General features: G+C 65.7%; 21 protein-coding genes. 9 read left to right on the forward strand and 12 right to left on the reverse strand.

Going from position 1 to position 20,135, the window contains the following annotated elements:
• Positions 1-42 precede the first annotated feature (42 nt).
• Positions 43-1,077, forward strand: coding sequence for an alpha/beta hydrolase (locus tag EPO50_RS18800; protein WP_296346539.1), 1,035 nt, complete (start codon positions 43-45; stop codon positions 1,075-1,077).
• A 38-nt stretch (positions 1,078-1,115) separates the two neighbouring features.
• The gene (locus tag EPO50_RS18805; RefSeq protein ID WP_296346540.1) at positions 1,116-1,625 is read left to right on the forward strand and encodes a cytochrome P460 family protein; all 510 of its coding nucleotides are present in this window, start codon (positions 1,116-1,118) and stop codon (positions 1,623-1,625) included.
• Positions 1,626-1,652: 27 nt separating this feature from the next.
• Here EPO50_RS18805 and EPO50_RS18810 read toward each other — a convergent pair whose 3' ends face one another.
• The 3 genes from EPO50_RS18810 to alaS are packed head-to-tail and all read right to left on the reverse strand — an operon-like array spanning position 1,653 to position 4,970.
• Positions 1,653-1,949 carry a hypothetical protein gene (locus EPO50_RS18810; protein ID WP_296346541.1) on the reverse strand — a complete coding sequence of 99 codons (297 nt, stop codon included), beginning with the start codon at positions 1,947-1,949 and terminating at the stop codon, positions 1,653-1,655.
• 4 nt (positions 1,950-1,953) lie between these two features.
• Entirely contained in the window at positions 1,954-2,310 is a 357-nt protein-coding gene (locus EPO50_RS18815) for a hypothetical protein (RefSeq protein ID WP_296346542.1), read from the reverse strand.
• On the reverse strand, positions 2,307-4,970 hold the full coding sequence (gene alaS, locus EPO50_RS18820; RefSeq protein ID WP_296346650.1) for an alanine--tRNA ligase: 2,664 nt from the start codon (positions 4,968-4,970) through the stop codon (positions 2,307-2,309). The genes EPO50_RS18815 and alaS overlap by 4 nt, the downstream gene beginning before the upstream one ends.
• Positions 4,971-5,037: 67 nt before the next feature.
• Here alaS and EPO50_RS18825 point away from each other — a divergent pair, with 67 nt between their 5' ends.
• Positions 5,038-5,751, forward strand: a complete 714-nt coding sequence (locus EPO50_RS18825; RefSeq protein WP_296346543.1) for a YkgJ family cysteine cluster protein — start codon at positions 5,038-5,040, stop codon at positions 5,749-5,751.
• 288 nt (positions 5,752-6,039) lie between these two features.
• Here EPO50_RS18825 and recA read toward each other — a convergent pair whose 3' ends face one another.
• Both recA and aac(3)-IV read right to left on the reverse strand, forming a co-directional pair.
• On the reverse strand, positions 6,040-7,110 hold the full coding sequence (recA, locus tag EPO50_RS18830; RefSeq protein WP_296346544.1) for a recombinase RecA: 1,071 nt from the start codon (positions 7,108-7,110) through the stop codon (positions 6,040-6,042).
• A gap of 247 nt (positions 7,111-7,357) precedes the next feature.
• Positions 7,358-8,143, reverse strand: coding sequence for an AAC(3)-IV family aminoglycoside N-acetyltransferase (aac(3)-IV, locus tag EPO50_RS18835; protein ID WP_296346545.1), 786 nt, complete (start codon positions 8,141-8,143; stop codon positions 7,358-7,360).
• A gap of 108 nt (positions 8,144-8,251) precedes the next feature.
• On the opposite strand from aac(3)-IV, the gene EPO50_RS18840 reads away from it, so the two are divergent.
• Positions 8,252-9,070, forward strand: coding sequence for a glutathione S-transferase family protein (locus EPO50_RS18840; RefSeq protein WP_296346546.1), 819 nt, complete (start codon positions 8,252-8,254; stop codon positions 9,068-9,070).
• A gap of 15 nt (positions 9,071-9,085) precedes the next feature.
• On the opposite strand, the gene EPO50_RS18845 is transcribed toward EPO50_RS18840, so the two are convergent.
• Positions 9,086-10,267 (reverse strand): CaiB/BaiF CoA-transferase family protein, encoded by a 1,182-nt coding sequence (locus tag EPO50_RS18845; protein ID WP_296346547.1) that lies wholly within the window; start codon positions 10,265-10,267, stop codon positions 9,086-9,088.
• 93 nt (positions 10,268-10,360) lie between these two features.
• Here EPO50_RS18845 and EPO50_RS18850 point away from each other — a divergent pair, with 93 nt between their 5' ends.
• Both EPO50_RS18850 and EPO50_RS18855 read left to right on the forward strand, forming a co-directional pair.
• Positions 10,361-10,663, forward strand: a complete 303-nt coding sequence (locus tag EPO50_RS18850) for a BrnT family toxin (protein ID WP_296346548.1) — start codon at positions 10,361-10,363, stop codon at positions 10,661-10,663.
• Entirely contained in the window at positions 10,647-10,919 is a 273-nt protein-coding gene (locus tag EPO50_RS18855) for a BrnA antitoxin family protein (RefSeq protein ID WP_296346549.1), read from the forward strand. Before EPO50_RS18850 ends, EPO50_RS18855 begins: the two co-directional genes overlap by 17 nt.
• Positions 10,920-10,950: 31 nt before the next feature.
• Here the strand turns inward: EPO50_RS18855 and EPO50_RS18860 are convergent, their stop codons facing one another.
• Positions 10,951-11,589 (reverse strand): hypothetical protein, encoded by a 639-nt coding sequence (locus tag EPO50_RS18860; protein WP_296346550.1) that lies wholly within the window; start codon positions 11,587-11,589, stop codon positions 10,951-10,953.
• A 60-nt stretch (positions 11,590-11,649) separates the two neighbouring features.
• Here EPO50_RS18860 and tcuA point away from each other — a divergent pair, with 60 nt between their 5' ends.
• Both tcuA and EPO50_RS18870 read left to right on the forward strand, forming a co-directional pair.
• Positions 11,650-13,140 carry an FAD-dependent tricarballylate dehydrogenase TcuA gene (gene tcuA / locus EPO50_RS18865; RefSeq protein ID WP_296346551.1) on the forward strand — a complete coding sequence of 497 codons (1,491 nt, stop codon included), beginning with the start codon at positions 11,650-11,652 and terminating at the stop codon, positions 13,138-13,140.
• Positions 13,141-13,157: 17 nt separating this feature from the next.
• On the forward strand, positions 13,158-14,135 hold the full coding sequence (locus EPO50_RS18870) for a tripartite tricarboxylate transporter substrate binding protein (RefSeq protein WP_296346552.1): 978 nt from the start codon (positions 13,158-13,160) through the stop codon (positions 14,133-14,135).
• Positions 14,136-14,166: 31 nt separating this feature from the next.
• Here the strand turns inward: EPO50_RS18870 and adhP are convergent, their stop codons facing one another.
• The 3 genes from adhP to EPO50_RS18885 all read right to left on the reverse strand — a co-directional run bounded on the left by adhP (position 14,167) and on the right by EPO50_RS18885 (position 15,866).
• A complete protein-coding gene (gene adhP, locus EPO50_RS18875) occupies positions 14,167-15,189 on the reverse strand; it encodes an alcohol dehydrogenase AdhP (protein WP_296346553.1) in 1,023 nt (340 codons plus the stop codon).
• 119 nt (positions 15,190-15,308) lie between these two features.
• The gene (locus EPO50_RS18880; protein WP_296346554.1) at positions 15,309-15,602 is read right to left on the reverse strand and encodes a hypothetical protein; all 294 of its coding nucleotides are present in this window, start codon (positions 15,600-15,602) and stop codon (positions 15,309-15,311) included.
• Positions 15,603-15,623: 21 nt separating this feature from the next.
• Positions 15,624-15,866 carry a hypothetical protein gene (locus EPO50_RS18885; RefSeq protein ID WP_296346555.1) on the reverse strand — a complete coding sequence of 81 codons (243 nt, stop codon included), beginning with the start codon at positions 15,864-15,866 and terminating at the stop codon, positions 15,624-15,626.
• Between the two features lie 186 nt (positions 15,867-16,052).
• On the opposite strand from EPO50_RS18885, the gene EPO50_RS18890 reads away from it, so the two are divergent.
• Positions 16,053-17,264, forward strand: a complete 1,212-nt coding sequence (locus EPO50_RS18890) for a hypothetical protein (protein ID WP_296346556.1) — start codon at positions 16,053-16,055, stop codon at positions 17,262-17,264.
• A 3-nt stretch (positions 17,265-17,267) separates the two neighbouring features.
• On the opposite strand, the gene EPO50_RS18895 is transcribed toward EPO50_RS18890, so the two are convergent.
• Together EPO50_RS18895 and serA are read right to left on the reverse strand one after the other, a co-directional pair.
• On the reverse strand, positions 17,268-18,416 hold the full coding sequence (locus EPO50_RS18895) for a hypothetical protein (RefSeq protein ID WP_296346557.1): 1,149 nt from the start codon (positions 18,414-18,416) through the stop codon (positions 17,268-17,270).
• A 98-nt stretch (positions 18,417-18,514) separates the two neighbouring features.
• Complete coding sequence (gene serA / locus EPO50_RS18900) at positions 18,515-20,098, reverse strand: phosphoglycerate dehydrogenase (RefSeq protein ID WP_296346558.1); 1,584 nt, start codon at positions 20,096-20,098, stop codon at positions 18,515-18,517.
• Between the last annotated feature and the right edge of the window lie 37 nt (positions 20,099-20,135).

Below are 20,135 nucleotides of genomic sequence, written 5' to 3' on the forward strand. Positions count from 1 at the left end.
CAAGACCCGCTCGGGTCGGCCTACGCGTCAGGAGATTTACGCATGAACACCGCCGATACATCGACCGCCGTCGACTATTCCCGCCGTCGCCTGTTGGGCGCCGCAGCGTTGGGCGTCTTCGCATCTCAACTCGGCAGGATCGGAACGGCGAGCGCACAGGTCGGAGACCGGGTGGCGGCCTCGTTCGGACCGTTGAAGCAGATCGATGCCGGCGTCCTGAAGGTCGGATATGCAGAAGCCGGCCCCGCCAATGGGCCCGTGGTCGTCCTCCTCCACGGCTGGCCCTACGACATTCACACCTACGTCGATGTCGCGCCGTTGCTGGCATCGGCGGGCTACCGGGTGCTCGTGCCGTTTCTCCGCGGTTACGGCACGACGACGTTCCTGTCCGACAAGACTCCCCGCAACGGTCAGCAGGCCGCGATCGCCACGGATATCGTCGCCTTCATGGATGCGCTGAAGATCGAACGTGCCACGATCGGCGGCTGCGATTGGGGCGCCCGCACGGCCAACATCATCGCGGCACTGTGGCCCGAACGATGCAAGGCCATGGTTTCCGTGAGCGGCTATCTGATCGGCAGCCAGGCCGCCAACAAGATGCCGCTCCCGCCCAAGGCCGAGCTCGAATGGTGGTACCAGTTCTACTTCGCCACCGAACGAGGCCGCGCCGGCTACGACAAGTATCGCCGCGAATTCTCCAAGCTGATCTGGCAGCTCGCATCGCCGAAGTGGCGCTTCGACGACGCCACGTTCGACCGCACGGCGGCAGCCTTCGACAATCCCGATCACGTCTCCATCGTGATCAACAACTATCGCTGGCGGCTCGACCTGGCCGAGGGCGAGCAGAAGTTCGACGAACTGGAGAAGCGACTCGCGGCGGGTCCCGTGATCTCCGTGCCGACCATCACGCTCGAGGGCGACGCCAATGGCGCGCCGCATCCCGATCCCAGTGCCTATGCGAAGAAGTTCACCGGCAAGTACGCCCACCGGACCATCACCGGAGGCGTCGGGCATAACCTTCCGCAGGAGGCGCCTAGTGCCTTCGCACAGGCTGTCATCGACGCCGACCGCCTATAAACGTCACGACGCTTGATCGTCGCGAAAGGAAACAGCCGATGACCTCGACCCGTCTTGCCCTGGCCTCTGCGGCCTTGGCCCTTGCGACGACCGCCGGACTGCTCGTTGTGGAAGCCACGGCGAAGACAGATCGCGCCTCGCCGATCTACGGCGTCACGATCCCGGACGGCTATCGCCAATGGGAGCTGATCGCACCGGCCCAGGAAGGCGAGCCTTTGAACGAGTTGCGGGCCGTCCTCGGCAATACAACGGCGATCAAGGCTTATCGTGACGGAAAGTTGCCTTTCCCTGACGGCACCGTGCTCGTGAAACTCGCCTGGAAGCATGTTCAATCGCCCGAGTTCGAACCCGCCTCCGTTCCCGGCGCTGCAACGACAGTCCAGGTCATGGTCAAGGACTCGAAGAAATACGCGAGCACCGGAGGCTGGGGTTTCGGTCGTTTCATCGCCGGCCAGCCGGTCGACATGGCGCAGCACGAGACGTGCTTCGCCTGTCACGAAGCCCGGGTGAAGGGACATGATTTCGTCTTTACCCGCTACGCGCCGTGACGACGGCGCCAACGCCCTCCAGCCCGCTCAGCGCGGCAGGGAGTCGAAGTAGTCCTTGCAGGCCTGCGTGATCTGGTTGGTGCGCTGCATCTCGCAGGGACGCTGGCGTTCGAGCAGGACCATGCCGGCGTAGAAGACCATCACGCCCAGGATCCAGCCGGTCATCGACCAGGAGAGCGCCTTGTCGAGCCGGTCGGCCCAGGACGGGCCGGCGATGGCGCGGATCACGATGAGGGTCAGCGGAATGGTCGCCGCGCCGCACGCGACGAACAGCAGGACATAGTCCAGCGGACCTAGCCCTTGTCCCTGCCCTAGTCCCGGCACGGTCTTACCAGCTCAGCTTGGGCATCTGGATCGGACCGGTCTTCTTCGGCGTCCAGCCGCGCGCTTCCATGCAGCGCGCCACCATCCGGTCGACGTTGTTCTGGTAGCCCTGCTGATCCATCGTCCGGTAGAGGTCCTGCTGGCCGAAGCGATCGCGCTCGCCGGAGAAGACGGCGCGACGCTGGTCCTCGATATTGCGCTCGTTGCCCGCAACATTCTTCGCCTGCGCGCGGCACTGTCCTTCGTCGCGCGCATACTGCTCGGCCATGGTGGCGTCCTGCTTGCCGTCCTTTGTGAAGGACGTCGGCGCGCAGCCCGCCGCCAGCAGGCCCGCCGCAAAAACGACGAGCGCGCGCTTCACTTGACCCCCGCCAGCGCGGCCTCGATCGCTTTCAGCGCCTCGGGTGCCTTCGCCGCGTCGGGGCCGCCGCCCTGCGCCATGTCGGGACGGCCGCCGCCGCCCTTGCCGCCCAGCGCCGCGACGCCGGCCTTCACCAGCTCGACCGCGCTGTAGTTCTTCGACAGATCGTCGGTCACGCCGACCACGGCCGAAGCCTTGCCGTCCTCGACGCCGATCAGCGCCACGACGCCCGAGCCCAGCTTCTTCTTGAACTCGTCGGCCATGCCCTTGAGGTCCTTGCCCGGCACGCCGTTCAGCACGCGGCCGATCAGCTTCACGCCGCCGACATCGCGCACCTCGTCGGCCGCATTGCCACCGCCCGAACCGCCAGCACCGGCGAGCGCCAGCGCCTTGCGCGCCTCCGCCAGCTCACGCTCGATCTTGCGTTGGCCATCGACCAGCGCCGCGAGACGCGCCGGCAAATCCTCGGCCCGCACCTTCAGGGTTGCCGCCGCCTCGGCCAGAAGCTCGGCCTGATGGCGGACATGCGCCTCGGCCGCATGACCGGCCAGAGCTTCGATGCGCCGGACGCCGGCAGAGACCGCACCCTCGCCCACGATCTTGAACAGGCCGATATCGCCGGTGCGCCGCGCATGGGTGCCGCCGCACAGTTCGACCGAGTACTTGTCGCCGCCCTCGTCGCTGCCCATCGAGAGCACGCGCACTTCCTCGCCGTACTTCTCGCCGAACAGCGCCATGGCGCCGGCCGCGATCGCCTCTTCCGGCGTCATCAGCCGCGTCATCACCGCCGAATTGTGGCGGATGCGGTCGTTGACCTCGTCCTCGATGCGCTTCAGCTCCTCGGCCGAAATCGCCTTGGTGTGGCTGATGTCGAAGCGCAGCCGGTCGGGCGCGACCAGCGAGCCCTTCTGCGTCACATGCTCGCCGAGATGACGGCGCAGCGCCTCGTGCAGCAGATGCGTCGCCGAATGGTGCGCGCGCAACTGCGCACGGCGGACCGGATCGACGGTCATCACGAGATCGTCGCCGACCTTCAGCTCGCCCTTCGCGACCTTGGTGTGATGGGCATGGAGATCGCCCACCATCTTCTGGACGTCGAGCACGTCGCCCTGGTTGGCGCCGCTCACGAGCTGGCCCTGATCGCCCTGCTGGCCGCCGGACTCGGCGTAGAACGGCGTCTGGTTGGTAATGATCCAGCCCGTCTGGTTGGCCTTGAGCGAGGAGACTTCCTTGCCGTCGAGCAGGATCGCTTTGATCTGGCCCTCGGCGCGCTCGGTGTCGTAGCCCAGGAACTCGGTGGCGCCCGCCTTCTGGCGCACGTCGAACCAGATCGCCTGGTCCGCGGTCTCGCCCGAACCCGCCCACGCCGCGCGCGCCTTGGCGCGCTGCTCGTCCATCGACTTCTCGAAGCCATCCGTGTCGACGGCGATGTTGCGCGCGCGCAGCACGTCCTGCGTGAGATCGAGCGGGAAGCCGAACGTGTCGTAGAGCTTGAAGGCGACTTCGCCCTTCAAGGTGCCGCCGGCGCTCAGGCCCTTGGTCTCGTCCTCGAGCAGCTTGAGGCCGGTGCCGAGCGTCTTTTTGAAGCGCGTCTCTTCGAGCTTCAGCGTCTCGGTGATCAGCGGCTGCGCGCGGCCGAGCTCGGGATAGGCATCGCCCATCTCGTGCACCAGGGTCGGCACCAGCTTGTAGACCACGGGATCCTGCGCGCCGAGGATGTGCGCATGGCGCATCGCGCGGCGCATGATCCGGCGCAGCACGTAGCCGCGGCCTTCGTTGGACGGCAGCACGCCGTCGGCAATCAGGAACGAGGTGGCGCGCAGATGGTCGGCGATCACCTTGTGTGACGCCGACTGCGGGCCGTCGGGATCGACGCCGGTCTCGTGCGCCACCGCTTCGATCAGCGCGCGGAAGAGGTCGATGTCGTAGTTGTTGTGCTTGTGCTGAAGGACCGTCGCCAGCCGCTCCAGGCCCATGCCGGTGTCGATCGAGGGCTTGGGCAGCGCGACGCGCTCTTCCTTGGTCACCTGCTCGAACTGCATGAAGACCAGGTTCCAGATCTCGATGAACCGATCACCGTCCTGGTCGGGGCTACCCGGCGGGCCGCCGGGGATACCCTCGCCGTGATCGAAGAAGATCTCCGAGCAGGGGCCGCAGGGGCCGGTGTCGCCCATCGCCCAGAAATTGTCCGAGGTCGGGATGCGGATGATGCGGTCGTCGGACAGGCCCGCGATTTTCTTCCAGTAAGCCGCCGCCTCGTCGTCGGTGTGGAACACCGTGACCAGCAGACGGTCCTTGGGCAGGCCGTAATCCTTGGTCAGCAGGTTCCAGGCCAGCTCGATCGCGTTTTCCTTGAAATAGTCGCCGAACGAGAAGTTGCCCAGCATCTCGAAGAACGTGTGGTGGCGGGCGGTGTAGCCGACGTTTTCAAGGTCGTTGTGCTTGCCGCCGGCGCGAACGCACTTCTGCGAGGTCACGGCGCGGCTGTAGTTCCGCGTCTCCAGTCCGGTGAAGACGTTCTTGAACTGCACCATGCCGGCGTTGGTGAACATCAGCGTCGGGTCGTTGCGCGGGACGAGCGGGCTCGAGTCCACGACCTCGTGGCCGTTTTTGCGGAAGTACTCTAGGAAAGTACGGCGGATTTCGCTGACGCTTTGCATGCGGGCCTTGTAGCGTGCGCCTGCCAGCCAAGTCCAGAAAACCAACAGACCGGGGAACCCGTCGAAAATGGCCGCCGAGGCCCATTCTACCGCCACTCTCAGGCTCTCCGTGGGCGATCTCAAGGTGGTCCATCCGATCACCGTGCCGAGCGGGTCCGTGCGGGCTGCCGCCGTGGTGCCTGCCCTGCAGGGGCTGGTGAACGCTGTGGTTACCGCTGCCGAAACAAAGCTCGGGGAAGCCGGGACGGAAATCTCCTGCCGCAAGGGTTGCGGTGCCTGCTGCCGTCAGCTCCTGCCAGTTTCGCGCACGGAGGCTGAACGCTTGTTGGGCGTGATCGAGGCGATGCCGGCGAAACGGCTCCGGGCGCTCAAGGAGCGGTTCGCGACGGCCTCGGCGGCGATCAAGGCGGCGGGCCTCGCCGAGAAGGCGGGCCGCGCCGACCGCGAGCTGTCGGTCGGCTATTTCGCGCTCGGCATCCCCTGCCCCTTCCTCGAAGAGGAAAGCTGCTCCATCCATCCCGAGCGGCCGCTGGTCTGCCGTGAGTACCTGGTGACCTCGCCGGCCGAACTCTGCGCCGGCCCGCAGCAGGACGGCGTGACACCCGTGCCGGTACCCAAGGTCTCGATGGCCGCGCGCGGCCTGCAGGACGAACGTGAGAGCTGGTTCCCACTGGCCTTGCTGCTCGACTGGGCCAAGACCCGCCCTCGTGATGGCGTGAAGCGCACAGGGCCGGAGTGGGTTCAGCGGTTCTTGAAGAGGATCAGCTCGCGACCGGGGTGAGCCTCTCCTGTCATCCTGAGCGAAGCGAAGGATCTCATGCCGGTCGCCCCACTGATGGCAGGTGGCGATGAGATCCTTCGCTTCGCTCAGGATGACATGAAGGTGTGTAGCACCGGCGGTATTTGTTCTGCGCTGAGCGAGCTCTCGCGCCTATGAAGGCGCTGCCGCTCGCCCGCCCTTTTCTTTTGCGCTTTGCGCAAAAGAAAAGGGCGGCGCCGCGCGTGGGGTGCGGCACCGCCCGGTAAGGAACCCGGAGACAGGGGATACGGGCTCCTCTATTGGCCGCCTCTATTCATCGTCGTCCTCGTCTTCCTTGCCGCCATCCATCAGGGCGTTGGCGACGATGCCGGCATTGGCGCGCACCTTGTTCTCGATCGTCTGCGCGACCTCGGGATGCTCCTTGAGGAAATTCTTGGCGTTCTCGCGGCCCTGGCCGATGCGCTGGCCATCGTAGGAGTACCAGGAGCCCGACTTCTCCACGACGCCGGCCTTCTCGCCGAGGTCGATCAGCTCGCCGACCTTGGAGACGCCCTCGCCGTACATGATGTCGAACTCGACGACCTTGAACGGTGGCGCCACCTTGTTCTTCACCACCTTCACGCGCGTGGCGTTGCCGACGACCTCGTCCTTGTCCTTGAGCGCGCCGATGCGGCGGATGTCGAGGCGGACCGAGGCGTAGAACTTCAGTGCATTGCCGCCCGTCGTCGTCTCGGGGCTGCCGAACATGACGCCGATCTTCATGCGGATCTGGTTGATGAAGATCACCAGCGTGTTCGACTTGGAGATCGAAGCGGTGAGCTTGCGCAGCGCCTGGCTCATCAGGCGGGCCTGCAGGCCGGGCAGCGAATCGCCCATCTCGCCTTCGAGCTCGGCGCGCGGCACGAGGGCAGCCACCGAGTCGATCACCAGCACGTCGATGGCGCCGGACCGCACCAGCGTGTCGGCGATCTCGAGCGCCTGCTCGCCGGCATCGGGCTGGGAGATCAGGAGGTTGTTGATGTCGACCCCGAGCTTCTTGGCGTAGCCCGGGTCGAGCGCATGTTCGGCGTCGACGAAGGCGCAGGCGCCGCCCTTCTTCTGGGCCTCGGCCACGACATGCAGCGCGAGCGTCGTCTTGCCCGAGCTTTCCGGTCCATAAATTTCGACGATGCGGCCCTTGGGCAGGCCGCCGATGCCGAGCGCGATATCGAGGCCGAGCGAGCCGGTCGAGATCGCCTCGATCTCCAGCGCCTCGCGCTGGCCCAGCTTCATGATGGAGCCCTTGCCGAAGGCGCGCTCGATCTGCGCGAGAGCGGCATCCAGCGCCTTGTTCTTGCTTTCCATGCCTTCTTTCTCGACTACTTTCAGCACCGCCGACATTGGCTTTCTCCTTCTTCCCACGCCCCTGTCAGGAGCAGCAATGCGGATAAGTCCGCCGCCCCGCTGCGCTTCGGACGGCGCCTCGGAGGACGCCAATGTACGCCTTTTGTTCCAGTCAGCAATGGAACAATTAACCCGCTGAAAGAACTAATGTTCTTGACACAAGTTCTAGTTCCGTTCCCCGCGGATTATCCCACCAAGGGGATGAACTGAGCTAGGGGCTAAGCACCTGCCAGCTCCTGCTCCTTCATGCCGATACGCTGGCGCGTGCCTCGTCGCATTCCGCGCAGCCCGCCTCGGCGCCGTGCAGGAACAGCAGCGGCTCGTCGCGCAGCGCATCGACGGCGAGGCGCACGATGTCCCGCGACCGTGCGAGGCGTGCGATGCCGTGACCGACCGGGCCTTCGGCCTGCAGCCCCCTCGCCCGCAGCCAATCGTCGGCGAGGGCGAATCGCTGGCAGCAATGATCGTTCTCGCGATAGTCGATGCGCACTGGCCGGCCGTCTTCCCCACGTCCGGTGAAGTGCTTGGGCACGCCATAAGGAACAGGCGTCAGCAGCTCCGCGACATGCAGCGACGTATCGGCATCGTGGCCGACGCCCAGCAGCAGCACCTGGCCGTCGTGATCGCGCACACGGCCGACGGGGCTGTCGGGCGTGTGCGGCGGCAGCGGCAGTGCCGTCTTCACGATCGCCTCGGCCTTCGGGCCCGCGGCGGCGCAGGCGAAGGCATGATCGGAACGCAACGTGCCGGGCTGGCGCCAGAACAGATCGGCGGTGACGCCGAGATCGGGCGAGGCGGGCGTCGTCGCGGGATCGAAGGGCGTTGCATCATCGCCGGTCCACGACGGCATCACGAGCGTGCCCTCCGGTCCCAAGGCCGTGCGCAACGCCGCGATCAACCCCAACGGGCCACCTTTGATCGGGCGCAGGGCGCGAAACGACGTATGCACGAGCAGCACGCCGCCCGCCTCGACGCCAAGCGCCCGAAGTTGATCCACGACTTCGCTCTCTCGAAATTCATGCTGCAACATCCGCCGGCCACTCCTGCTGAGTGCCATACATAGGCGCAATTACCTCGCAGGCAATTGCCAGTACTTTCCGGCATTCCCAGCTTGCATCGACTAACGACGAGGTGACGCGTGACGACACTGCGATTGCACCACAGCATCTTCTCCGCCTCCTCGCAGAAGGTGCGGCTGGCGCTGGTCGAGAAGGGCCTCGCCCATGAGAGCGTCACGGTCGATCTGCAGGCCGGCGAGCAGCACACGCCCGCCTATCGCGCCCTCAATCCGCGCGGCGTCGTGCCGACCTTGATCCACGATGGCGCAGTGCTGATCGAAAGTGCGGCTATCCTCGAATATCTCGACGACGTCTTTCCCGAACCGGCGCTGCGGCCGCGCGATCCGGTGGCGCGCCAGCGCATGCGGGCCTGGGTGCGTCGCCTTGACGACGTGCATCATCCCGCCAACGGCATGATGCACTACGCCATCCTTGGCCGACCTGCGTTGCAGGCGCTGCCGCCGGAACGGCTGGAGGCGATGCTGCAGGCCATGCCCAACCGGCGCGACCGGGCACTGCGCGCGGCGGCGGCACGACAGGGCGTCGAGGCGCCGGAGTTCGCCGACGCGGTGAGGACGCAGGAGGAAATGCTCGACGCGCTCGACGCGAGTCTAGCAGCGGGCCAGCCGTTCCTGATCGGCGATGAGGTCAGCCACGCCGATCTGGTGGCGCTCCCCTACGTTGCGCGCCTGGAGCAAATGGCGTTGCTGGCGTTGATCGACGATGCCGACCGCGCCTCTCTCGTTGGCTGGTACCAGCGCATGAAGGCCCGGCCCTCATGGCGGGAGACTATCGGCGCCCTTCGCCCACAGGTGATCCAGCACTGGCAGTCGCTCGGCCGGCAGGCGTGGCCGCAGATCGCGCAGCAACTGCGGCGACAACCGGCCGAGTGCAATTGATTGCACAGCCGAGAGTTAGGCCGGTCCCAGCATCCCTGCCGTCTTGAGCTTGCCGATACCGGCCGCGTCGTAGCCCAGCGCTGCCAGCACCTCGTCATTGTGTTGGCCGATCTCCGGCGGATCGCTGACAAGCGGCGGACGCCAGCCCATCATCTGGAACGGCAGCAGCGGCAGGCGGGTCTGCACGCCGCCCGGCAGGGTCGTCGGCGCCAGCGAGCCGTTGGCCAGCAGGTGCGGATGGTCGAACAGCTCCTGCGGCCGAGCCACGGGCGCGAAGGAGATGTCGGCGTCGAGGCAGAGCTGTTCGAGCGCCGCCCGATCGTGGCGCTTGAAGACCTCGGCCACCGCTGGGACAAGCCAGGGCCGGGCCTCGATGCGCTGGTTGTTGGTAGCGAGCCGGAGATCGGCCGCCAGCTCCTGCTGGCCGAAGATCTCGCAGAAGCGCTTCCACTGGCTGTCGCTGGTGATGCCGATGAAGACCTGCTGGCCGTCGGCGGTGTTGAAGATCTCGTAGACCGCCCACGAGCTTACGCGCTCGGGCATCGGCGGAGGTGCGGCGCCGCCGTTCATCGCCGTGATGGCGAGATGCTGGCCCATCAGGAACACCACCGATTCGAACAGCGCGCTTTCGACCAGCCCGCCCTTGCCCGTGCGCTCGCGCTGCTTCAGCGCCAGCACCGTGCCGAAGGCGCCGAAGATGCCGCCCATGATGTCGACCACCGAGGTGCCGGCACGCAGCGGCCGGCCGCTGGGCCCGGTCATGTAGGCGAGCCCGCCCATCATCTGCACGACTTCGTCGAGCGCCGGCCGCTTCTCGTAGGGTCCGGGCAGAAAGCCCTTCAGCGAACAGTAGACGAGACGCGGGTTTATCTTCTCGAGATGTGCCGGCCCCAGCTTGCGCTTGGCCATCGAGCCCGGCGCGAAGTTCTCGATCAGCACGTCGGCCGATTCCAGCAGCTTGGTGAGGACCGCCCTGCCTTCGGCTGCATCCGAGTCGAGCGCGAGGCTCTTCTTGTTGCGGTTGAAGTAGCCGAAGAAGCCGGCGCCGAAACCGCACAGCTTGCGTGTGCGATCGCCGTCCACCGGTTCGACCTTGATCACCTCGGCGCCGAGATCGGCCAGGATCATGCCGCAGGACGGCCCGAGAATGGTGTGCGTGAGTTCGACGACGCGAACGCCCTTGAGAGGCGGAGTCATGGTGGAGGTCATGTCCCTCTTTACCTCACGGTGGGCAGGCTTGCAGCCTTACTGTCGTCTTGGCAGAACTGTATATTATGGTAATATACGCTCGTGATTGATTTCGACGGGATCGAAGGCTTCAACTGGGATGAGGGCAACGCCCGGAAAAGCGTCGAGAAGCACGGCGTCAGCCAAGCGGAGGCTGAGCAGATCTTCTTCAACGATCCGCTGCTCGTCGTCGCGGACGTTGGCCACAGCACCCACGAGACGAGGCTACATGCCTTAGGCCGTACGGATGCGGACCGACTGCTTCATGTCACGTTCACGCTGTGTGGCGACGGCCGGTTCATCCGGGTGATCTCGGCAAGGACAATGCATCGCAAGGAGCGGAGTCGCTATGAGCAGGAAACCTAGGAACGTTCCGAAGTTCCGTAACGAAGCCGAGGAGCGGCGCTTCTGGGAAACCCACGACTCCACGGGGCTCGTCGACTGGAGCAAGGCGGAGCGCGTTCGCCTGCCCAACCTCAAGCCGTCGACGACGTCGATTTCCCTCCGGCTGCCGGTGACGCTGCTCGAGCGCATCAAGATCGCCGCCAACAAGCGAGACGTGCCCTACCAATCCTTGATCAAGACCTGGTTGGCCGAGAGGACAGAGAAAGCAGATCGATAACGCCGCCCCTGTCGGGTGTGCACAACGCCGGTTAGGCGAACCAGCTCTCTATGTCTTTGGTGAGGGGCAGGCCGGCGGTTTCGGCGAGCACGCGGTGGGACATGCCGGCGCCGACCATGAACGCCTCCTGGTGCGGCAGCGCGTTGGCCTTGAGCATCGTCCGGATCGCGGGACCGTCATGGCCCCAGCCGATCGCTTCGACCTTGCCGTCGAAGGCGCGGTTGAGGGTCGCCAGGAAGTCGGCGCGCTCCGTTTCGCTGAGCGCGGGAACGGCGTCGATGTCACCCAGGATGAAAAGACGGCCGCGGAACTTCGCGACGAGGTCGGCCACCGAGTTGCGCGGCTCGATGATGATCTCGCGATTGGGTCCGCGGCGGACGCGCGCGGCCAGCGACAGCGGCATCACGGCGGCGCTCATGTGGGCGCCCGAATCCATGATGACCGAGGCCAGTTCCTTGTAGGTGATGCCCAGCCGCTCCGCCCGCTTCAGCCGCATCATCGCGACCTCGGGCTTGGGGGTTTTCCACACCTTGGCCGAGGCCCGGCGCCACACCCAGGCTTCCCAGGACATGTCGAAGGTCGGGCCATTGTTGTGGCCGATGCCCGGACGGCGCAGCAAAGCCTCGACATTGGCATGTCGGACACTTAGACGGTCGAAACGATCACCCATGGCCCTATTTTAGCGCTATTTTGGCGTTCCCGGGTTCGTGAGATGCAAAAGGAGTGCCAAGTGGACGATTTCCAGGTCGATGTGTTGGTGGTCGGTGCTGGCAATGCGGCGGCCTGTGCGGCCCTGGCGGCGCGCGAGACGGGCGCGTCCGTGGCGATGCTCGAAGCAGCCCCCGAGGAAGAGCGTGGCGGCAACAGCACCTATACGGCCGGCGCCATGCGCGTGGTCTTCCACGGCGTCGACGACCTGGTCCAGCTCTACGACCTCACCGAAGATGAGAAGCGCGATGTCGATTTCGGCAGCTACAGCGCCGACGAGTATCTCGACGACATGGGCCGCGTGACCAACTACCGCTGCGACCCGGAACTGACCGATATCCTGATCAACCGCTCCTTCGAGACCATGAAGTGGATGCGCTCGAAGGGCGTGCGCTTCCAGCCGAGCTACGGCCGTCAGGCCTTCAAGGTGAACGGCAAGTACAAGTTCTGGGGCGGGCTGGCGGTCGAAGCCTGGGGCGGCGGTCCGGGTCTGGTCGATCTCGAGCACAAGGCTGCCGTCAAAGCAGGCATCCCCATCCACTACGAGACGGCGGCGGTGTCGCTGATCGAAGAGGACGGCGTGGTGCGCGGCGTGATCGCTCGCCACAAGGGACGTCGCGTGAAGATCGGCGCCAAGGCCGTCGTGCTGGCGTGCGGCGGCTTCGAGAGCAATGCCGAGATGCGCACGCGCTATCTCGGCCCGACCTGGGATCTCGCCAAGGTCCGCGGCACGCGCTTCAACACCGGCGCCGGCATCAACATGGCGCTGGCGATCGGCGCCAAGCCGCACGGCAACTGGTCGGGCGGCCATGCCGTCGGCTGGGACATGAACGCGCCGGAGTTCGGCGACCTCGATGTCGGCGACAACTTCCAGAAGCACTCCTACCCGCTCGGCATCATGGTCAACGCCAATGGCGTGCGCTTCGTCGACGAAGGCGCGGACTTCCGCAACTACACCTACGCCAAGTACGGCGCGGTGATCCTGTCGCAACCGCAGCAGTTTGCCTGGCAGATCTTCGACGCCAAGGTGCTCGACAAGCTGCGCGACGAATACCGCATCAAGCGCGTGACCAAGGTGCGCGCCGACACGATCGAGGAACTGGCGACCAAGCTCGAAGGCGTCGACCCGCAGGCGTTCCTGAAGACCATCAAGGAATGGAACGCCGCCGTGATGACCGAGGTGCCGTTCAACCCGGCGATCAAGGACGGCCGCAGCACCCGAGGGCTCGCCGTGCCGAAGAGCCACTGGGCCAACACGATCGACCAGGCGCCGTTCGAGGCCTATGCCGTGACCTGCGGCCTCACCTTCACCTTCGGCGGGCTCAAGATCACCACCGAGGGCGAGGTCGAGAGCACCGATGGCCATACCATCCCCGGCCTGTTCGCCGCGGGTGAGCTGGTGGGCGGGCTTTTCTACCACAACTATCCCGGCGGCACGGGCCTGGTGTCGGGCGCCGTCCTCGGCAAGCTGGCGGGCGATGGCGCGGGGCGCTACGTTTCCGGCAAGAACTGAGAAAAGTGGAGGAAACGATGACCACCCTGTCCCGGCGTTCCGCCCTGGCTCTCGGCAGCGGTGCGCTCTTCGTACCCTCTGCTCTTCGCGCGCAAGCGACATGGCCGACGCAGCCGCTCTCCTTCGTCGTGGGCTATGCAGCCGGAGGTGGTGCCGACATCGTGGCCCGCGAGCTGGCGCATCTCATGACGCCGTTGCTTGGCCAGCAGGTGATCGTCGAGAACAAGGGTGGCGCGGCGGGCGCCATCGGCGCGCGCTTCGTGTCCAACGCCAAGCCCGACGGCTACACGATCTTCTACGCCGTCGGCACCAACGTCGTGACCAATCCGCATGTGCTCAAGAGCTCGATCGACACGCTGAAGGGGCTGGTGCCGATCATCCAGACCACCGACTACCAGTACGTGCTGGCGGTCAATCCCAACGTGCCAGCCAACAACGTCAAGGAGCTGATCGCGCTCGCCAAGAAGGAGCCGGGCAAGCTCACCTACTCGTCGTCGGGCGTCGGCGGCAACAACCACCTGGCGGGCGCGCTGTTCGCCGAAGCGGCCGGCATCCAAATCACACACGCGCCCTACAAGGGCACCGGCCCGGCGCTGATGGACGTGATCTCGGGTGTCATCACCATGAACTTCTCCTCGCTGCCGCCAGCGGTCGGCCAGATCAAGTCCGGACGCCTCAAGGCGCTGGCCGTGACTGGCGAGAAGCGTGTCAGTTCCCTTCCCGACGTGCCGACGCTCAAGGAGCAAGGCGTCGATGTCGCGGTCACCGGCTGGCATGGCCTGTTCGCCCCGCCCAAGACGCCCGACGCCATTCTCGATCGCCTTCACAAGGAAACGACCGTGGCAATGAAAGAGGCGAAGTACACCGAGGCGCTGGCCAAGGATGGTCTGGAGCTGCCGCCGGCGCGCAGCCGCGCCGATTTCACCAAGTACGTCCACGACGAACACGCCTTCTGGGGTAAGAAGCTGAAGGCGCTGAACGTCCAGGCGGAGTAGCCGCAGCCGCTTGCGGCCGGCGTCATGGGCCTCAGAGGCGCATGACGATGCGGCCGTCGATCTTCGCCTGCTCCATGCGGTGGAAGATGTCGTTGATGGCGTCGAGCGGCTCCCATGAGAAGTGCGGCTTGACCTTGCCCTCACCGGCAAATTCCAGGCATTCGACCAGGTCCTGCCGGGTGCCGACGATCGAGCCGCGCACCGTGATGCGGTTGAGCACGGTGTCGAAGATCGGCAGGGGGAAGTCGCCGGGAGGCAGCCCGACCAGCACCATCGTGCCGCGCCGGCGTAACATCGCCTGTGCCTGGGCGAAGGCCTTGGGCGACACGGCCGTCACCAGCACGCCATGCACGCCGCCCATCGCCTTGTGCAGCGCCGGACCGGGATCTTCCTCGCGGGCGTTGATCACCATGTCGGCGCCAAGCTTCGTGGCGAGTTCGAGTTTCTCGGGATGCACGTCGATCGCCGCACAGTGCAGGCCCATCGCCTTGGCGTACTGCACTGCCATGTGCCCGAGCCCGCCGATACCGGAAACCGCCACCCACTCGCCGGGCCGCGCTTCCGTCTCCTTGAGTCCTTTGTAGACGGTGACGCCGGCGCACAGGACCGGTGCAGCCGGCCCGAACCCGAGGCTTGCCGGGAGCTTTCCCACGTAGTCGGGGTCGGCGACCACGTAATCGGCGAAGCCGCCATTGACCGAATAGCCGGTGTTCTGCTGCTCGTGGCAGAGCGTCTCCCAGCCGGTGCGGCAGTGCGGGCAATGCCCGCAAGCGGTGTAGAGCCAAGGCACGCCGATGCGGTCGCCTTCCTTGACGCCTTTCACGTCGCGTCCGACGGCAGCGACGAAGCCCACGCCCTCGTGCCCCGGAATAAAGGGCGGCGACGGCTTGACCGGCCAGTCGCCGTGCGCGGCGTGGAGGTCGGTGTGGCAGACGCCCGACGCTTCCACCTTCATGAGGATCTGGTTAGCGCCGACTTCGGGAACAGGAACTTCGCGGATGACGAGCGGTGCCTTGAACGCTGTCACTACGGCGGCCTTCATCGTCTTTGCCATGGGGCCCTCCTCGGATCGACCGTCTGGATCGACGACGAATAGTACCCGCAATGCCACGGCTTGGCGAAGTCCTGCGGTCCCACCGATGTTCCGGTGGGACCGCCGTCAGTTCCCGTTCTTCAGCCCTTGTTCCGTTGCGGCACCATGCAGAAGCCCTGCGCTTCGACGCCCAGCGTCGGATTGAACTTCGATCGGAAGTTCTCCATCGCAATCGCGGCGGTCAGCTCCACCACCTGCGCTTCGGTGAAGTGCTTGCGCAGTTCGGCGAAGAACGCGTCATCGACCTGCTGGTCGGTGTAGGTGATGCGCTCGGCATACTCCAGTGCCAGCCGTTCACTCGGACTGAACAGCTTGCTGTCGCGCCAGTTCAGCACCTCTGCGACCTTCTCCAATCCGCCTTCGCTTTCCGTCACACGGACGGAATTGATGTCTATTCAAAAGGGACAGCCGTTGATCGACGCCACGCGCAGGTAGATCAGTGGCGGCAGGTCCTTCGGCAACTGACCCGACTGCTCGATCGAGGCGCCCAGCATCTTGGCGGCACGCAAGATCGGCGGGCAATGCGCCAATACCTTCGTTGGATTCAAGAGATCACCGAAGATCTCGCGCTCCTTGTCGAACACGGCCTTCAAGGTCGGATCATCACCATCTTCCTCGATCTCACTGACGCGGGGCATCGGACGCTCCTCAAGTTGTCGGGGACGGCGACCCTACGCCGGCTTCTCTGATTCATCCAGTTGGAGGCCCCGCTGTGGCCATTCGGTGACTCGGACGGCGCGCGATGGCATTTGCCGGTCCGCGGTTCAAGATAGGCGCCAACACTCAACGCAAACGTTGACCACGTCCGAAGAGAGGAACGCGCCATGGCAATCTACGGCGACACGTCGGGTATCCTTCGTCATCGCGCACAGGGTGGCGATCAGAATATCGTGCTCGAGGGCAGCGTCGGTGGAACCGCCTATGGCGATGCCGGTCAGATGCTCAACAAGAGCCGGGGTGGCGACGACACGCTGACCGGCGGCGCCTTTGCCACCAACATCCTCTTCGGCGATGCCAATACGATGCACGATCGCTCCCAGGGCGGGAACGACACGCTGATCGGGAGCAGCCGCAACGACATCCTCTATGGCGACGCCTACGGCCTCTACAATCACGCAAGCGGCGGCGACGACATGCTGGTGATGGGCGGGCCGCAGGCACATCTGTTCGGCGATGCCTACGACATGTTCGGCCATTCTTCCGGTGGCGACGACACGCTGATCGGCAGACCCGACCAGATCGAGATCGGCATCGGGCCGCCCGGCTTTCTCCTCGGTGATGCGTTCAACATGTATGGCCAGACTCAGGGCGGCAACGACACGCTGAGCGACACCGCCGTCGCAAGCGGCGACGCCAACAGCATGTTCGATCGCGCCCGGGGCGGCGACGATACGCTGACCGGCGGCAACGGCCGCGCCAACAATCTGATCGGCGATGCCAACCACATGTCCGACCGCACTGTCGGCGGCGACGACACGATCACCGGCGGCAACGCTGCTGTGGAGACCCTCTCGGGCGATGCCGAGGACATGTCCGGCCGGGCGCGCGGTGGCAACGATCACCTGACGAGTGAGGCCTCGATCGGCGGGACCCTCTACGGCGATGCCCGGATCATGAGCGATCGCACGGTCGGTGGCGACGATGTGCTGACGGCGAGCGGCTCCAACAACCGCCTTTACGGTGACGCCCAGACGCTCGACGGCAAGAGCCGCGGTGGCGACGACACGCTGATCAGCGGACGTGGAAGCGACCACATGTGGGGTGATGCCGCCGTCGTGGAGGCCGGGGCGCACACCGGCGCCGATGCGTTCGTCTTCGCGCCGGGCGGCGGCCACGACGACATCAACGATTTCCGTCAATGCGACGGCGACCGTATCGATGTCAGTGCCTACGGCTTTGCGGGCCTTGAAGACATGACGATCACGACCGACGGCAGCGACACCACCATCGCGTTCGACGCGACCTCCAGCGTCGTCCTGGTCGGCTTCGCCGATTCCGAGTCGTTGCACGCGTCGGACTTCATCCTTTTCGCCTGAGCTTCAGCCGACCGGCACCAGCGCCGTCAACACCAGGCGCACGAGATCGACCTGCGAGGCGGTGTCGGTCTTGGCGCGCGCACTCGCCAGTTGCGTACGCGCCGTCTCGAAGCTCACCCCCAGCCGTTTGGCGATCGCCGGCAGCGACAGTCCTGTCGTCAGCAGGCCGACGAGGCGTGCTTCGGCCGGTGTAAAACCGAACAGGGCGGACAGTGTTCGCGGTTCGACCGTGCGTGCCGTCTCGGGATCAGTGATGATCAGCATGACAGCCGCGTGCTGTGGCGTGAGCATGCCGCGGTCGAAGCCGCGATCCAGGCCAAGAGGCGTCGCGACAACCGTATAGGCCCGCCGGCCCGACGGCCGCGCGATGCGCAGATAGCCGCCTGCCCCACCCCCGACCTCGCCGGCGGTGGTTTGCGCAGCCTGCGCAATCGCGAGTTGCAACTTCGCATCGTCGCCCGCCAGCACCGCATGCACGCCGGCGGCGGTGAGCAGAAGGCCGTCGCCCCCGCCCAGCATTGCGAGCGCCGCACGATTGGCGGTGACCAGCCGGCCGGCCACAGAGAGCTGCACGACGCCGAACGACAGGTGATCCAGCGCCGCGGCCGCGACGACTTCCGCCCGATGAGCGGCGCCGAGACGCGCCCTCACCTGCAGCGCGCGGCCGACATGCGGCAGCAAGCGTTGCAGCACCTCGGTCGCCTCGCGCGCAAAGGGCGCGGCACGGCGCGGCCGATGGATGCCGAACGCATAGACGCCGCCACCGGGCAAGGTGCAGCTGGCCATGACGCCGTGAAAGACATCGGTATGAGGACGGATCAGCTCGCTGTAGATGCGGCTGTTCTGCCATTCGAGGTTGCTGACGAGATCGGTGCCCAGCACCGCGCGATCGAAGACGCGGTGCTTGAGCGCGGCCAAACGCCAGGGATCTTCCTCGTAGTAGTGAGCGCCGTAGAGCTCGACGACCTTCGGTATCATCCCCTGCATGTCGACGATGTCGACAGGGCTGTCGGGGGAACTCTGCATCGTCAGAGTGAACGTCGAACCATCAAACAAAGACGTCAGGCAACGCCCGACATCGCTCCAGGCGACATGACCGAGCGTCGCGTCATATAGCAGACCGATGGCTTCGGTTTCCCGATCGCTCCCCACGACCTCCGCTCCCCGGTGGCATTCTTTTCGTTACACCGAGGATAGCGGGAGCAGAAAGATCCTCCACTCAATTCGACGCGAGCGGGATCGAGGCCTCTTTAGAAGCCCAGCACCTTCGCCTGGACAACGCCTTCGACCGCACTGATGCTGCCGATCAGGTCCTTCGAGATCGGCTGGTCGACCTGGACCAGCGCGATGGCCGATCCGCCCGGCTTGTCGCGGCCGAGATGGAAGGTCGCGATGTTGACGTTGTTTTCGCCCAGGATCGTGCCCAACCGACCGATGAAGCCCGGCTTGTCGTCGTTGGTGATGTAGAGCATGTGCGGGGCGAACTCGGCCTCGATCTCCATGCCCTTGATCTCGACGATGCGCGGATGCTTGCCGCCGAACAGCGTACCCGTCACCGAGCGCGTGTACTTCTCGGTGGTAACCGAGAGGCGGATCAGCGAGTTGTAGTCGCTGTCGCGCTCGTGCTTGACCTCGGCCACTTCGATCCCGCGTTCGCGGGCGATCACCGGCGCGTTGACCATGTTCACCGTGTCGAGCTGCGGGCGCAGCACCCCCATCAGCGCCACCTGGGAGAGCGGCTTGATGTTGAGCGCCGCCACCTGGCCTTCGTACTCGATCGACACGGCCTTGATGTCGGTGTCGGTGAGCTGGCCCGCGAACGAGCCCAGCTTCTCGGCGAGGTCGAGGAACGGCGCCAGCTTGGGCGCATCCTCGGCCGAGACGTTCGGCATGTTGAGCGAGTTGGTGATGGCGCCGGTCAGCAGATAGTCGGCCATCTGCTCGGCGACCTGCAGCGCCACGTTCTCCTGCGCTTCCACCGTCGAGGCGCCGAGATGCGGCGTGCAGACGAGGTTGGGCGTGCCGAACAGCACGTTCTGCTTGGCCGGCTCCTCGACGAAGACGTCGAAGCCCGCACCGGCGATGTGGCCGGAAACCAGCAGGTCGCGCACCGCCAGCTCGTCGACCAGTCCGCCGCGCGCGCAGTTCACGATGCGCACGCCCTTCTTGGTCTTCATCAGGTTGGCGCGGCTCAGGATGTTCTTGGTCTGCTCGGTGAGCGGCGTGTGCACGGTGATGAAGTCCGCACGCGCCAGCACCTGGTCGAGCGTCGCTTTCTCGACGCCGAGCTCCGTGGCGCGCTGGTCGCTCAGGAACGGGTCGTAGGCCACGACGCGCATCTTGAGGCCAATCGCGCGCTCGGCCACGATCGAGCCGATGTTGCCGCACCCGATCAGGCCCAGCGTCTTGAAGCTGAGCTCGGTGCCCATGAAGCGGTTCTTCTCCCACTTGCCGGCCTGGGTCGAGGTGTTGGCATCGGGCACCTGACGGGCGACCGCGAACATCAGCGCGATGGCGTGCTCGGCCGTGGTGATGGCATTACCGAACGGCGTGTTCATCACCACGACGCCGTTGGCGGTGGCGGCCTTGATGTCGACATTGTCGACGCCGATGCCGGCGCGGCCCACGACCTTGAGCTGCTTGGCTTCCGCCAGCACCTCGGCCGTGACCTTGGTCGCGGACCGGATGGCGAGGCCGTGATAGTTGCCGATGATGGCGCGCAGTTCGGCCGGCTTCAGGCCCGGCTTGAAATCGACGTCGCAGCCGCGCTCGGAGAAGATCTGGACAGCGCGCTGGGACAGCTCGTCGGAAATGAGAACTTTAGGCTTGGCCATTTTCTAGGACTCCTAAGAAGGGAACCTCACCCTGAGG

The organism is Reyranella sp. (assembly GCF_004297405.1).
Classification (GTDB): domain Bacteria; phylum Pseudomonadota; class Alphaproteobacteria; order Reyranellales; family Reyranellaceae; genus Reyranella.

Coding starts and splice junctions, on each gene's coding strand:
- EPO50_RS18890 (WP_296346556.1), top strand. CDS start 16,053: ATGGCAATCTACGGCGACACGTCGGGTATCCTTCGTCATCGCGCACAG.
- EPO50_RS18805 (WP_296346540.1), top strand. CDS start 1,116: ATGACCTCGACCCGTCTTGCCCTGGCCTCTGCGGCCTTGGCCCTTGCG.
- EPO50_RS18845 (WP_296346547.1), bottom strand. CDS start 10,267: ATGACTCCGCCTCTCAAGGGCGTTCGCGTCGTCGAACTCACGCACACC.
- adhP (WP_296346553.1), bottom strand. CDS start 15,189: ATGGCAAAGACGATGAAGGCCGCCGTAGTGACAGCGTTCAAGGCACCG.
- EPO50_RS18855 (WP_296346549.1), top strand. CDS start 10,647: ATGAGCAGGAAACCTAGGAACGTTCCGAAGTTCCGTAACGAAGCCGAG.
- recA (WP_296346544.1), bottom strand. CDS start 7,110: ATGTCGGCGGTGCTGAAAGTAGTCGAGAAAGAAGGCATGGAAAGCAAG.
- alaS (WP_296346650.1), bottom strand. CDS start 4,970: ATGCAAAGCGTCAGCGAAATCCGCCGTACTTTCCTAGAGTACTTCCGC.
- EPO50_RS18800 (WP_296346539.1), top strand. CDS start 43: ATGAACACCGCCGATACATCGACCGCCGTCGACTATTCCCGCCGTCGC.
- serA (WP_296346558.1), bottom strand. CDS start 20,098: ATGGCCAAGCCTAAAGTTCTCATTTCCGACGAGCTGTCCCAGCGCGCT.
- EPO50_RS18870 (WP_296346552.1), top strand. CDS start 13,158: ATGACCACCCTGTCCCGGCGTTCCGCCCTGGCTCTCGGCAGCGGTGCG.
- EPO50_RS18885 (WP_296346555.1), bottom strand. CDS start 15,866: ATGCCCCGCGTCAGTGAGATCGAGGAAGATGGTGATGATCCGACCTTG.
- EPO50_RS18825 (WP_296346543.1), top strand. CDS start 5,038: ATGGCCGCCGAGGCCCATTCTACCGCCACTCTCAGGCTCTCCGTGGGC.
- EPO50_RS18860 (WP_296346550.1), bottom strand. CDS start 11,589: ATGGGTGATCGTTTCGACCGTCTAAGTGTCCGACATGCCAATGTCGAG.